11 protein-coding genes are annotated in these 13,415 nt (G+C 71.1%); 5 read left to right on the plus strand and 6 right to left on the minus strand.

What is annotated here, in order from left to right; genetic code table 11:
* Positions 1–77 precede the first annotated feature (77 nt).
* From ACSDR0_RS04335 to ACSDR0_RS04350, 4 genes are all read right to left on the minus strand, one after another.
* Positions 78–1,469, minus strand: coding sequence for a class II fumarate hydratase (locus ACSDR0_RS04335; protein WP_435287404.1), 1,392 nt, complete (start codon positions 1,467–1,469; stop codon positions 78–80).
* Positions 1,470–1,550: 81 nt separating this feature from the next.
* Positions 1,551–3,353 carry a protein kinase domain-containing protein gene (locus ACSDR0_RS04340; RefSeq protein ID WP_435287405.1) on the minus strand — a complete coding sequence of 601 codons (1,803 nt, stop codon included), beginning with the start codon at positions 3,351–3,353 and terminating at the stop codon, positions 1,551–1,553.
* Positions 3,354–3,388: 35 nt separating this feature from the next.
* On the minus strand, positions 3,389–4,504 hold the full coding sequence (locus tag ACSDR0_RS04345; protein ID WP_435287406.1) for a serine/threonine-protein kinase: 1,116 nt from the start codon (positions 4,502–4,504) through the stop codon (positions 3,389–3,391).
* A gap of 138 nt (positions 4,505–4,642) precedes the next feature.
* Complete coding sequence (locus tag ACSDR0_RS04350; protein WP_435287407.1) at positions 4,643–5,251, minus strand: superoxide dismutase; 609 nt, start codon at positions 5,249–5,251, stop codon at positions 4,643–4,645.
* 150 nt (positions 5,252–5,401) lie between these two features.
* On the opposite strand from ACSDR0_RS04350, the gene ACSDR0_RS04355 reads away from it, so the two are divergent.
* A complete protein-coding gene (locus ACSDR0_RS04355; protein ID WP_435287408.1) occupies positions 5,402–5,935 on the plus strand; it encodes a GNAT family N-acetyltransferase in 534 nt (177 codons plus the stop codon).
* Between the two features lie 112 nt (positions 5,936–6,047).
* Positions 6,048–7,517, plus strand: coding sequence for an AAA family ATPase (locus tag ACSDR0_RS04360; RefSeq protein ID WP_435287409.1), 1,470 nt, complete (start codon positions 6,048–6,050; stop codon positions 7,515–7,517).
* Positions 7,518–7,545: 28 nt separating this feature from the next.
* Here the strand turns inward: ACSDR0_RS04360 and ACSDR0_RS04365 are convergent, their stop codons facing one another.
* Complete coding sequence (locus ACSDR0_RS04365; RefSeq protein ID WP_435287410.1) at positions 7,546–9,198, minus strand: fumarate hydratase; 1,653 nt, start codon at positions 9,196–9,198, stop codon at positions 7,546–7,548.
* 263 nt (positions 9,199–9,461) lie between these two features.
* On the opposite strand from ACSDR0_RS04365, the gene ACSDR0_RS04370 reads away from it, so the two are divergent.
* On the plus strand, positions 9,462–9,806 hold the full coding sequence (locus ACSDR0_RS04370) for a hypothetical protein (protein ID WP_435287411.1): 345 nt from the start codon (positions 9,462–9,464) through the stop codon (positions 9,804–9,806).
* Here ACSDR0_RS04370 and ACSDR0_RS04375 read toward each other — a convergent pair.
* Positions 9,712–10,674 carry a DMT family transporter gene (locus ACSDR0_RS04375; RefSeq protein ID WP_435287412.1) on the minus strand — a complete coding sequence of 321 codons (963 nt, stop codon included), beginning with the start codon at positions 10,672–10,674 and terminating at the stop codon, positions 9,712–9,714. The genes ACSDR0_RS04370 and ACSDR0_RS04375 overlap by 95 nt on opposite strands.
* 67 nt (positions 10,675–10,741) lie before the next feature.
* Here ACSDR0_RS04375 and ACSDR0_RS04380 point away from each other — a divergent pair, with 67 nt between their 5' ends.
* Both ACSDR0_RS04380 and ACSDR0_RS04385 read left to right on the plus strand, forming a co-directional pair.
* Positions 10,742–12,232, plus strand: coding sequence for a PLP-dependent aminotransferase family protein (locus ACSDR0_RS04380; protein ID WP_435287413.1), 1,491 nt, complete (start codon positions 10,742–10,744; stop codon positions 12,230–12,232).
* Between the two features lie 155 nt (positions 12,233–12,387).
* Complete coding sequence (locus tag ACSDR0_RS04385) at positions 12,388–13,365, plus strand: Gfo/Idh/MocA family protein (RefSeq protein WP_435287414.1); 978 nt, start codon at positions 12,388–12,390, stop codon at positions 13,363–13,365.
* Positions 13,366–13,415: the final 50 nt, after the last annotated feature.

Here is a 13,415-nt window from a genome sequence, read left to right on the forward strand (position 1 = left end):
CTACGGACATCGGCCGGGGCGGCCGATCCGCGACGCCGGCCCGGTCACCGGTCCAGGAGCGGCGGCGGGGGCGTGATCTACGAGGGCGGGCGGGTCATGGACAGGACGTCGAGCAACTCGTCGAGCCGCTCCTCGGTGAAAGTGCCGTTGGCGACGTGGCCGCGCTCGATGACGACCTCGCGGATGGTCTTGCGCTCCGCCAGGGCCTGCTTCGCTATCTTCGCGGCCTCCTCGTACCCGACGTACGGGTTGAGCGGCGTGACGATCGACGGCGACGACTCCGCGTACTCGCGCATGCGGTCGACGTTGGCGGTGATGCCGTGCACGCACCGGTCGGCCAGCAGCCGGGAGGCGTTGGCGAGCAGCCGTACGGACTCCAGGACGTTGCGCGCGATGACCGGGAGCATCACGTTGAGCTCGAACGTGCCCGAGGCGCCGGAGAAGGCGATGGCCGCGTCGTTCCCGATGACCTGGGCGGCGACCATGGTCACCGCCTCGGGGACGACCGGGTTCACCTTGCCCGGCATGATCGACGACCCGGGCTGCAGGTCGGGCAGGTTGATCTCGCCCAGTCCCGCCCGCGGGCCGGACCCCATCCAGCGCAGATCGTTTGCGATCTTGTTGAGCGAGATCGCGACCGTGCGGAGCTGGCCGGAGAGCTCGACGACGGCGTCCCGGGCGCCCTGGGCCTCGAAGTGGTCGGGAGCCTCGGAGAACGGCAGCCCGGTGGCCTCGCGCAGCTTCTCGATGACCTTGGTCGCGAAGCCGGGAGGGGTGTTGACGCCGGTGCCGACCGCCGTACCGCCCAGGGGCAGCTGGGCGAGGTGCGGGAGCGCGCTCCGCACCCGCCCGATGGCGTTGTCGATCTGCGTGGCGTACCCGCCGAACTCCTGTCCCAGCGTGACCGGGGTGGCGTCCATCAGGTGCGTGCGCCCGGCCTTGACCACGCCGTCGAACTCCAGCGACTTGTCCCGCAGCGCGGTGGCCAGGTGCCGCAGCGAGGGGATCAGGTGGTACGAGACCTCGGTCATGGCGGCGACGTGGATGGAGGTGGGGAACACGTCGTTGGACGACTGCGAGGCGTTCACGTGGTCGTTCGGGTGGACGGGACGGCCGAGCCGCTCCTCGGCGAGGGTGGCGATCACCTCGTTGGCGTTCATGTTGGAGGAGGTGCCGGAGCCGGTCTGGAAGACGTCGACGGGGAACTCGCCGTCCCACTCGTTCTCCGCAACGTCGGTGGCGGCCTCGGCGATCGCCCCCGCCAGCTCCTTGTCGAGCACCCCCAGCTCCGCGTTGACCTCGGCGGCGAGCGCCTTGATCAGGCCGAGCGCCGCGATGTGCGGGACCTCCAGCCCGCGTCCGGAGACGGGGAAGTTCTCCACCGCCCGCTGGGTCTGCGCCCGCCACTTCGCACCCGCGGGAACCCGTACCTCGCCCATCGAGTCATGCTCGATCCGATACTCGCTCATGAACCCAGTCTGCGTCCTGAAGAGGGAATCAAACCGGGAAGGGGAGCGTGGCGGGTACGGGGTTCTCCTCGCGGGCCGTCCTCAGAAGAAGGCGGCCACCGACAGGATCATGATCACCACGAGGGCGATCGCCGCCACGCCCATGAGGACGAGGACGCCGATCCGGGTCTTCTGCGACGGCGGTTTCCTCGGCCCGGGGCGGCCGGGGTCGGGCCGGGCGTTCTGGCTCGCGATCGCGAACAGGTCGGTGCCCAGGCCGGGGGAGCGATAGGCGCCGTCGGAGGCCTCGGGACCCGGCGGACGCCAGGGCTGAGAGGACACCGGTCCTCCCTGGCCGGGCGGGCCGTCGCCGGCGGGGGGCCGGTTGCCGGGAGCGGGCCGGTTGTCGGGCAGGAGCCTCAGCTGCGGAGGCGGCGCCTCGGACCCCGGGCGTCCCGGGCCGGGCGCCCCGAGCTCCGGATCGACCGGGGGGAAGCCGTGCGGCGGGGTGACGGAGAGATCGGGCCCGCCGCTCACCGGGAACCCGTGGGGCGGGGTGGCCGCCGACTCGCTTCCCGGCTCCCCGAAAGCCGCCGACCCGCCCGGCTCTCCGAAGGCCGCTGATTTGTCCGGCTCTCCGAAGGCGCCGGGCCCGAACGCCCCGGGCTTCCTGGGAGCGGGGCCGCCGGGGGCCACGGGTGCCCGCGCGACGGGGGTTCCGAGACCGGGAGGGCCCTGCCGTCCCGCGACCGGCCTGCCCGGCTCCGCGAAGGGCGGGCGGTCCGGGTAGGGCGAGGCCGTCGGGCGGCCGGAGGCTGTCGCCGGGGACGGCTCGGAGGGTGTCTTACCGCCGGGGATGCGCAGGCCGTCCTTGGGGCGGATGACCACCATGGTGCGGTCGGCGTCGAAACCGCCGGCGCCGTCCTTGGGCTCGTCCGGCTCCTCGGGGTCCTCCTCGCCGTCTCCGGTGTCCTCGGTGAAGGGGGTCTCGGAGGCCGAGGGGGAGGGAGCGAAGGCCGGGGCGGGCGCGGGAGGGGCCGCGGCGGGCGCCTGGACCGGGGGGAGGGACTCCGCGAGGTGCGAGGGGGTGTCGGCCACCGCCCGGAGCAGCGCGCCCGCCTGGGCGGCCGTCAGGCGCGTCGTGTGGTCCTTCTCCAGCAGCTGTTCGAGCACCGGGCGGAGCGGGCCCGCCTGGGTCGGCGGGTCGACCTGCTCGCTCATCAGCGCGGCCAGGGTCTCCGCCACCGAGGCCCGCTCGTAGGCCGGGCGGCCCTCGACCGCGAAGTACAGCGTGGCGCCGAGGGACCACAGGTCGGACTCGGGCCCGGTGTGCTCGCCACGGGCCCGCTCGGGAGCGGTGTATCCGGGGGAGCCGATCACCATGCCGGTCTTGGTGAGGCTCGTGTCGCCCTCCGCCTTGGCGATGCCGAAGTCGGTGAGGACCACCCGGCCGCTCTCGGTGATCAGCACGTTGCCGGGCTTGACGTCGCGGTGCAGAACCCCCTGGGCGTGGGCCGCGCGGAGCGCTCCCAGCAGGTCGGCCCCGATCTCGGCGACAAGACGGGGTGGAAGGGGCCCTTCCTCCTCGATCACCTGCTCCAGGGAACGCGCCTGCACGAGCTCCATGATGATCCAGGGGCTGCCGTCCTCGACGATGGCGTCGTGGATGGTGGCCACCGAGGGGTGGCTGATCCGGGCGGCCGTACGACCCTCACGGATCATCCGTTCCCGAAGTTCGGCGCGCTGTGCCTCGCTGAGACCGGGCTCCTGACGGATCTCCTTGATCGCGACCTCGCGGCCAAGGGAACGGTCGTGGGCTTTCCAAACGGTGCCCATCGTGCCCCGGCCGAGCGGCGCGATCAGCTCGTAACGGTCCGCGAGCACGCGCGTCTGCTGTTCCGGCATGAGAAGAAGATAGCCATTCCGACTTGAGAAGCGCTTTACCCACGCTTACGGAGTTCCCTCGGCCAGAGAAGACGCGGGAGGACCAACCTTATAAAGGGTGTCATAAAACGGACAATTGGGCGATAGCTTGGCGAAACCTCCATTGGTTTCCTGTGGACCCCCTCTCCGGGGCGCCGGTGCGAGCGAAGCTGGGGCATCGGCCCCGACGTGGGTCCCGAGGGCGGCGGGGGCGACACGGGCGACGAGAGCCGCGGTGCCGGCGGCGGCGAGGAGCCGACCCGGTGCAACCCGCGGTGCTGCGAGCGGCGGCTGAACGGCGGAGCCGACGCCCCGTCGGAGCCGCTCGTGGACAGCCTGCCGTCGGGCCGCCCCGGGGACCTGGAGAAGGACTCCTCGACCATCCCGCCGGCCGCCACCCGGGCGAGCATCATCGAGGCCCGTCCCGCCTCGAGCCGGGAGTTGGGGTCGATCGTGAGGAGGCCGCGCAGCACGGGGGTCAGCGGTCCGGCCCGCTCCATGGGGATCGGCTCGCCACTGGTCAGCGCGGCGAGCGCGGCCGCGGCCGTGCGGCGCCCGTGCAGGCCCCGGCCCTCGACGGCGGTGTAGAGGGTCGCGCCGAGCGACCACAGGTCGCCGGACGGGCTGGCCTTGGCACCCAGCACGCGCTCGGGGGCGATGTATCCGGCGGAACCCAGCACGATGCCCGCCTGGGTGATCGACACGTCGCCTTCGAGCGCGGCCAGGCCGAAGTCGGTGAGCACGGCCCGGTCGTCGGTCACCAGGACGTTGCTCGGCTTCACGTCGCGGTGAAGGATTCCCTTGGCGTGCACGGCGCGCAGCGCCCCCAGGACCTGCCGGCCGATCTCCGCCACCTGGCGCGGCGGCAGCGGGCCGTGGTCCTGGAGAAGCTGCTCCAGCGACTTGGCGCGGAGCAGCTCCATCACGATCCAGGGGCGCTCGTCCTCGGTGACGACGTCGAAGACGGTGATGACGGAGGGGTGGGCGACCATCGCGGTCGCGCGCCCCTCGCGCTCGGTTCTGGCGCACAGCTCGGCGCGGAGTTCCTCGTCGAGGACCAGGGGGAGGCGGACCTCCTTGACGGCCACCTCACGGTTGAGCAACTCGTCGTGCGCGCGCCAAACAGTACCCATGCCACCGCGCCCAACCGGTTCTGACAGCCGGTAGCGCGCTGCGAGAAGGTATCCGGGCGGCGCACGCATGTGGTGCAGCTTACCGATTTGCGTAATGCGACCAGTAGAGACCGGGCCGAATCTTCTTGCCAACTTGGGTCAGATTTTCGTGCTTGTAACTGTTGAGAAACGCTGCGTGACATCCGCCCAGTTGACCAAGCTCCACAGCTTCTCCACATAGTCGGGTCGTACGTTGCGGTACTGGAGGTAATAGGCGTGCTCCCAGGCGTCGAAGGCCAGCAGCGGGGTGGTGTTCATCCCGACGTTGCCGTGGTGGTCGTAGACCTGCTCGACGACCAGGCGGCGGCTCAGCGGCTCCCAGGCCAGGATGCCCCAGCCGGAGCCCTGCACCCCGGCGGTGGCGGCGGTGAGCTGCCCGGCGAAGGCCTCGAAGGAGCCGAAGTGCTCGTCGACGGCCGCGGCCAGCTCCCCGTCGGGGCGGTCACCGCCGTCCGGGGAGAGGTTCTGCCAGAAGATCGAGTGCAGCACGTGCCCGGACAGGTTGAAGGCGAAGGTCTTCTCCAGCCCGACCAGGCCGCCGAACTCGCCCTTGTCGCGCGCCTCGGCCAGCCGTTCCAGGGTGTCGTTGGCGCCCTTGACGTAGGCGGCGTGGTGCTTGGAGTGGTGCAGTTCCAGGATCTCCCCGGTGATCGCGGGCTCCAGGGCCGCGTAGTCGTAGGGCATGTCGGGAAGGGTGTACTCACCCATGCGGGCTACCTCCTCGTTGATCACCTTTTCCTTGGACACTATTGCAAGTTATTCGCATCTGCATCAGCCTTGCGACCTAGGTCTCCTACTATTGCAAATAAGTTGCAGTTGCATCATGATGGCGAAGGTCAGTTTGGTCCAGGAGGTCTCGTGCCGCCGGTCTTCGACGACGCGGAGCCAAGCCCCGCGGTGTTGAGGTCGATCTACGCGGCGGCGTTCACGCCGTCGCCGTGGCACGAGACCCCCGACCAGGTCGAGGCCTTCGTCAGGCGCCTGCCGTCACAGACGGGCAGGCCCGGTTTCCGCTGCGTGACCGTCCATGTCGACGGCGAGCCCGCCGGTTTCACCTGCGGTTTCGAGACCCCCGACCCCTGGCCTTCCGACCGCCTCTACCGCCCCATCGCGGACGCCCTCGGCGGCGACACGTCGGTGCTGAAGGCCCGCTTCGAGGTCCACGAGCTCGCGGTCGACCCGCGCTTCGCCGGCCGGGGTCTCGGCGCCTCCCTGCTCCGCCGCGTCACCGCGGACGCGGGCCCCTCCTGGCTCGTCACCTCACCCGCGGCCACCGCCGCCGTACGCCTCTACGAACGCCTCGGCTGGTCCACGCTGCGCGAGTTCGGCGTCACCCGCGAGCTCCTCGGCACCTTTCGCGTCTACCTCTCGCCCGAGGTCCCCGGAATCTGAGGTCGCCCGTCGCCTCCGTGGGCTAAGTCGGGCATGATGATGAGTACAAGAATGATAGCTGTAGCTATGATAGTTGTAGCTATCATTCTTGTGGCGATATCCGAGGAGGACGATGATCTCGAAACCGGACCGTCTCTTCGGCCGTGACGCGGAATGGGAGGAGCTCTCGGAGTTCGTCACGTCCCCTGTCGCCGGGGCGACGCTGGGCCTGGTCTACGGCCGCCGGAGGCAGGGCAAGACGCTGATGCTCGAACTGCTGGCCAGGGAGACGGGCGGATTCCTGTTCGCGGCCACTCAGCAGAGCGAGCGGCAGAACCTCGCGGATCTCGGTGCCGCCTACGCGGCTTTTCGCGGACTGGGCACGCCCGTCGTCTTCGGGACCTGGCGCGACGCACTGGACGAACTGCTGCGTCTCGGCGAGGAGCGGGCCGTGCCCGTCATCATCGACGAGTTCCCCTACCTGACCGCGGCGACCCCGGCCCTGCCCTCGTACCTTCAGGCGGCGCTCAGCCCACTCGGCCACGCGAAGGAGCGCACGCGGACCCGGATGATCCTCTGTGGCAGTGCCCTCACCACCATGGCCCAGCTTCTCGGCGGTGGGGCGCCGCTTCGCGGACGAGCCTCGCTGGAGCTGGTCGTCCGGCCGTTCAGGTTCCGCGACGCCGCCGCCTTCTGGAACGCCGGCCGAGACCCCGAACTCGCGTTCCGGCTGAACGCCCTGGTCGGAGGGACTCCGGCCTACCTCGAGATGTGCGGTGGATCCGGGCCGGCCGACCTCGCGAAGTTCGACCGATGGGTAGAGCGGCGCCTGCTCAACCCGGCCTCGGCGATGTTTCGCGAGGGCGCGCTTCTGCTCAGGGAGGAACCCTCCGTCGCCGACCCGACCTCCTACGCCGCGACCCTGAGCGCTCTCAGCGTCGGCAACCACCGGCGTTCGGAGATCGCCTCGGCGCTCGGCCGCCCGAGCAGCGCCCTGGCACACCTGCTGTCGGGACTTCAGGACATCGGTCTGATCGAGCAGGTCGACGACGCCCTGCGGGAGAAGCGCGCCCTGTTCCGCGTCGCGGAACCCGTCGTCCGCTTCCATCAGTTGCTCATTCAGCGGCACGAGCCCGAACTGGTCATACGGCGAGCGGCCCAGGTCTGGGCCGCCAACGCGGACACGGTGTCAGGGAAGATCTACGGCCCGCACTTCGAGGACCTCTCCAGGGAGTGGTGCCTTGAACACGCCGCCGCCGAAACCCTCGGAGGTGTCGCGGCGGCCGTCCGGCCCACGCAGATTCCCTGCAGGGAGCACCGGCAGGGCCACGAACTGGACATCGTGGTGACCGAGACGGCTCCGTTCGCCGCCGACAGGATCATCGCGATCGGGGAGGCCAAGGGGACGACCACCCCCGTTCCCCTCGCCGAACTCCAGCGCCTCGAACACCTGCGCGGGCTGCTTCCCAGCGCGAAGGTCGCCGCGCTGCCCAAGCTTCTGCTGTTCTCCCGGTCGGGTTTCACCGCCGACCTCGTGCACACCGCCGCACGGCGCTCCGACGTCGAACTCGTCGACCTCGAGCGCCTGTACGGCGGATCCTGACGAGGCGGCGTCTCGCGGGCGGGGGTGGTCAGCGGCGGCCGATGGTCAGGACGGGGCCGGTGGAGTCGGTGAAGAAGTCCTCACCCTTGTCGTCCACGACGATGAAGGCGGGGAAGTCCTCGACCTCGATCTTCCAGACGGCCTCCATGCCCAGCTCGGGGTATTCGAGGACCTCCACCTTCTTGATGCAGTCCTGGGCGAGGCGGGCGGCGGGTCCGCCGATGGAGCCGAGGTAGAAGCCGCCGTGGGTCTTGCACGCGTCGGTGACCTGCTTGGAGCGGTTTCCCTTGGCGAGCATGACCTTGGAGCCCCCGGCGGCCTGGAAGCGCTCGACGTAGGAGTCCATGCGCCCGGCGGTGGTGGGGCCGAAGGAACCCGAGGCGTAGCCCTCGGGAGTCTTGGCGGGACCGGCGTAGTAGACCGCGTGGTCCTTGAGGTACTCCGGCATCTCGCCGCCCGCGTCCAGGAGCTCGCCGATCTTGGCGTGGGCGATGTCGCGGGCGACCACGAGCGGGCCGGTCAGCGACAGGCGGGTCTTGACCGGGTATCTGGTCAGCTCGGCGAGGATCTCCGGCATCGGGCGGTTGAGGTCGATCTTGACGACGTCGTCCGAGAGGTGGTCGTCCGTGGTCTCCGGCAGGAACCTCGCCGGGTCGGTCTCCAACTGCTCCAGGAAGACCCCCTCGGGGGTGATCTTCGCCAGGGCCTGGCGGTCGGCGCTGCAGGAGACCGCGATGGCGACGGGGCAGGAGGCGCCGTGGCGGGGGAGGCGGATGACGCGGACGTCGTGGCAGAAGTACTTGCCGCCGAACTGCGCGCCGATGCCGAGCTTCTGGGTGAGCTCGAAGACCTTGGCCTCCAGGTCGGTGTCGCGGAAGCCGTGGCCGGAGGGGGAGCCCTCGGTGGGGATGGAGTCCAGGTAGCGGGCGCTGGCGTACTTGGCGGTCTTCAGGGCGAACTCGGCGGACGTGCCGCCGACGACGATCGCCAGGTGGTACGGCGGGCAGGCGGCGGTTCCGAGCGAGCGGATCTTCTCCTCCAGGAACTGGAGCATCCGCTTCTCGTTGAGCACCGCCTTCGTCTCCTGGTAGAGGAACGACTTGTTGGCGCTGCCGCCGCCCTTGGCCATGAACAGCAGCTTGTACTCGTCGGGGTGGCCGCCCGGGTCCTCGGCGTAGAGCTCGATCTGCGCGGGGAGGTTGGAGCCGGTGTTCTTCTCCTCCCACATGGTGAGGGGGGCCATCTGGGAGTAGCGCAGGTTCAGCCGGGTGTAGGCGTCGTAGACCCCGCGGGAGAGGTGCTCGGCGTCGGCGCCGTCGGTGAGCACGTGGCGCCCGCGCTTGCCCATCACGATCGCGGTGCCGGTGTCCTGGCACATCGGGAGCACGCCGCCCGCCGAGATCGAGGCGTTCTTCAGCAGGTCGAGGGCGACGAAGCGGTCGTTCCCGCTGGACTCGGGGTCTTCGATGATCTTGCGGAGCTGGGCGAGGTGGGACGACCGCAGGTAGTGGGAGATGTCGTGGATCGCGTTCTCGGTGAGAAGCCGCAGCGCCTCGGGCTCGACCTCCAGGAACCTGCGTCCCGCGGCCTCGACGACCCGTACCCCCTCGGCCGTGATCAGACGGTATTCCGTCTCGTCCGGTCCCATGGGAAGCAGGTCGGTGTAGTCGAACTCGGGCATCGTCGTCGATCCTCCGTGCGGGCGCTGTTTTCCCTAGAGGGTACGGCCTCCCGTTCACGCTCGATCCTCGCGGTCGGTTGGGGTGGTGCCCCTCTTCCGAGCCCGAGCCGGGTTGCTGACATATGTGATGAAAACTACATATTTGGGACAAGCATTAGTCGCCTATGCGTCTTTTGTGGATATATGTCCGAAGGAACGGAGGAAGCTGGAAGGAGCCGGACCGGGCGTCCGGCGTGAGCCGGGAGACAGCAATGAACACCGTCATGACTGGGAACATCGTCTTGCTGGCGATCGTGGCCGTCTTCGTGGTGGCCGGTCTCGCCGTGTCACTGATAGCCATCACGCTGGCGAGCATCAAGGAAGTCAACGGCCGCACCCCGCAGTGGCCGGTGAGCTGGCCGGAACCCCCGATGACCCTCTCCCGGCAGCGGGTCGACGTCGCCTCGGGGCAGGCGGATCTGCCCTCGCGACGGGTGCCCCTGCCCCCGCGGGCCGACGCGCCCACGCCGCGGGTCAGCCTGCCCCAGGAGGCCGAGGTTCCCCGGCAGCGGGCCGCCCCGCCACAGCCGGTCGACGTACCCCCGCAGCGGGTGACCCCGCGGAGCTGAGGCCGATGACGATGCCGGCCACCACGAGCGCGGCACCGAGCAGGTCGGGCACCGAGGGCGCGCCCAGGCCGAGGACCGCGCCGGTGACGATGGCGCCGACCGGGATCAGCCCGGCGAACAGCCCCGCGGTTCCCGGGCCGAGCCGGGGCAGGGCGTCGTACCAGAGGAAGAACGCCACGGTCGTCACGATCAGCGACTGGTAACCCAGGCCCGCGAGCTCGGGCACCGTCGGCACGCGGACCATCGCGGCGCCGTCCACCAGCAGCCCGGCGACCGCCAGCATCGGCACGGCCAGCGTCACCGAGTACGCCGAGACGCGCACCGCGCCCAGTTTCGGCAGCAGCGGGATGGCCAGCATGGAGAAGCAGACCTCGCAGCTCAGCGCGCCCAGCGACCAGAGCAGCCCGGCCAGGTCGCCGCTGCCCAGCCCGGTGGCCACCGTCGCCCCGGCGACGACCACCGCCGCCGCCCCGAGAAGCCGGCGCGAGGGGCGCCCGCTGAACAGGGCCAGTGCCAGCGGCACGGTGCCGAGGATGGTCCCGACCAGGGCCGGGCCACCGTGCCGGGTGGCCTCGATCACGCACACGTTGAAGATCACCAACCCCGTCAGGGACAGCGTCGCCAGCAGTGCCGTCTCGCGGGGCGTGAGCCGGACGAACCGCAGCCCCGCGACCCGGGCGACGGCGAGCAGGATCACGGCCGCCAGCAGGTAGCGCAGGGCCTGGCCGCCGTAGACCGGGTAGTCCCCGATCACTCCGGAGACCCCCGCCAGGGTGCCCACCAGGAACATCGCCGTCGCGGCCTCGGCCAGGCCGCGCGACTCCGGCCGGGCGGCGGGGCGGGTGGTAGTGCTGACATCCACGTTCATGTGCGGAATGCTAGGAAGCCAATGGCACCCTTGTCGGGTCCAATGTGGCATCGAAACAGAGGACCAATTGGCCGATCTGCATCTTGCCGTCGACCGGGCCGCGGGCGGTGTCGCCGCCCAGATCGCCCGCGAGCTCCGCGAGGCGGTACGGCGCGGGCGCCTGGCCGCCGGGGTCAGGCTGCCCGCCAGCCGCGAGCTGGCCAGGGATCTCGGGCTCTCCCGCGGCGTGGTGGTCGAGGCGTACGAGCAGCTCGTCGCCGAGGGCTTCCTGATCTCCCGGATCGGGGCGGGAACCACCGTGGCCCCCGCCGCGAGCCGTCCCGCAGCCTTCCCAGTCCTCCCCGACGGTCCCTCTCGGGCACCGGAGGACCCGCCGCGCGCCGCACGCACCCGGGAAAGGGATCTCGAGCCGTACCACGGGCGCCGTTCCACCGCGCCCGACCTGGGGGCGTTCCCCAGGGAGCGGTGGCTGGCCTCGATGAGGAGGACGCTCGCCGCGCTGCCCGCCGAGGCCATGGACTACGGCGATCCCGGCGGTGTCACGGCGCTGCGCGAGGAGCTGGCCGCCTATCTGCGGAGGGTCAGGGCGGCCGACGTGAGCCCGGACAACCTGGTGATCGTGGGCGGGGTGGCCCAGGGGATCAGCCTCACGATCCAGGCGCTCGCCGGGCGGCTCCCCCGGGTCCGCTCGCCCCACGACCTCGGCTGGTACGTCCGGCGGGCCGCGCACCCCGCGCCGCCTCCCGGCCGGATCCGGCTGGCGGTCGAGGACCCGGCGGGGGGACGCCAGCTTCCGCTGCTGCACGCCGCGGGCGCCGACCTGGTCGCCGTCCCGGTGGACGGCGAGGGCGTCGACGTCGAGGCCCTGGCCGCGACCGGGGCGCGGGCGGTGCTGCTCACCCCCGCGCACCAGTACCCGACGGGGGTCGTGCTCTCGCCCCGCCGCCGCGCCGCGCTGATCGAGTGGGCCACCGCGACGGACGCGGCGATCCTGGAGGACGACTACGACGCGGAGTTCCGCTTCGACCGCGACCCGGTGGGCTGCCTGCAGGGGCTGGCCGCCGACCGGGTGATCCTGGTCGGGAGCGTCAGCAAGTCCCTGGCCCCCGGGCTCCGCCTGGGCTGGGTGGCCGCCCCGCCCGAGATCGCCGAATCGCTGCGTCTGGCCCGCGGCGAGCTGGACCTGGGGTCGCCCGTCCTGGAGCAGTACGTCCTGGCCGACTTCATCACGACCGGCGGCTACGACCGGCATCTGAGAAGGATGCGCAGGGAGTACCGCGCCCGCCGCGACGCCTTCGCGCTGGCCCTCGGCGAGCACCTTCCCGAGATCACCGTGCGGGGCGTCTCCGCCGGGCTCCACCTGCTCGCCGAGCTGCCGTACGGCTGGGACGAGGCGATGGTGGCGAAGACGGCGGAGGAGTGCGGGCTGGCGGTCGAGCCGGTGGGCCCGATGCGGCACGCCCCTGGCCCGCCCGCACTGGTGATGGGCTTCGCCCGCCTGCCCGCCCGCCGCGCCGACGCGACGATCCGCGCCCTCGCGGACGCTCTGCGCCACTGACCGGCTTCACGGGAACGCCCGCCACCTGTGGACATGCCCTCCGCGGGCCTTCCCGTATGGCCCGGTGACTCGTCCTTATGTCCTGACAAATTCTTGACGGCTTCTGACTCCTCGCCTAGAACTGGAGATCGACCGCTTTCTTCTCCGGAGGCACAATGCGTGTTGGGCTATTGGGACTCGGCAGGATCGGGGCGTTCCACGCCGCGACCCTGGCGGCGCATCCCGGGGTCGACGAGCTGGTGGTGAGCGACGCGGACGGCGAGCGGGCGGCGCGGGTGGCCGCCAGGCTGGGAGCCCGGGTGGGAGACGCGTTCGACAGCGACGCGGTGGTGGTCGCCACCCCCACGGCGACCCACGCCGAGCTGCTGATGCGCGCTTGCGCCAAGGGGGTGCCGGTGTTCTGCGAGAAACCGGTGGCGCCCGGCGTACGAGACACCCTCCGCGTGCTCGACGCGGTCAGGCGGAGCGGCACGGTCGTGCACATCGGCTTCCAGCGGCGCTTCGACGCCGGTTACGCCGCCGCGAGGAAGTCGCTGGCCGCCGGCGAGCTGGGCACGCTGCACCGGGTGCACATGCTCACCGCCGACCCCCGGCCTCCCGACCCCGGATACATCCCGAGCTCGGGCGGCATTTACCGCGACTGCCACATCCACGACTTCGACATCCTGCGCTGGGTCACCGGCAGGGAGGCCGACACCGTCTACGCGACCGGTTCCAACCGGGGCGAGGCGTTCTTCGCCGAGGCGGGGGACGTCGACAACAGCGCCGCGCTGCTCACCATGGACGACGGCACGCTCGTCACCCTGCAGGGCTCGCGATACAACGGCGCCGGGTACGACGTGCGGATGGAGCTGGCGGGCACTTTGGGGACCTGGGCGGTCGGCCTCGACCCGCGCGTGCCGCTGACCAGCACCGAGGGCCTGCAGCCGCCGGGCGAGCCCTGGCCCGACTTCGCGACGAGGTTCGAGCCCGCCTACGTCGCCGAGCTCGGCGCGTTTCTCGGCGCGGCACGGGGGGAGACGGAGAGTCCCTGCACCGTCGACGACGCCCTCGCGGCGCTCTACCTCGCCGAGGCCGCGGAGCTCTCCCGGCGCGAGGGGCGTCCGGTGCGCGTCACGGAGGTGATCGTGTGAGAAGAGGCGACCCTGTGCGAGAGACCGGATCCGCCGGCGGAGGCGGTCCG

It is taken from the genome of Streptosporangium sp. G11 (assembly GCF_051192615.1).
Taxonomy (GTDB): Bacteria; Actinomycetota; Actinomycetes; order Streptosporangiales; family Streptosporangiaceae; genus Streptosporangium.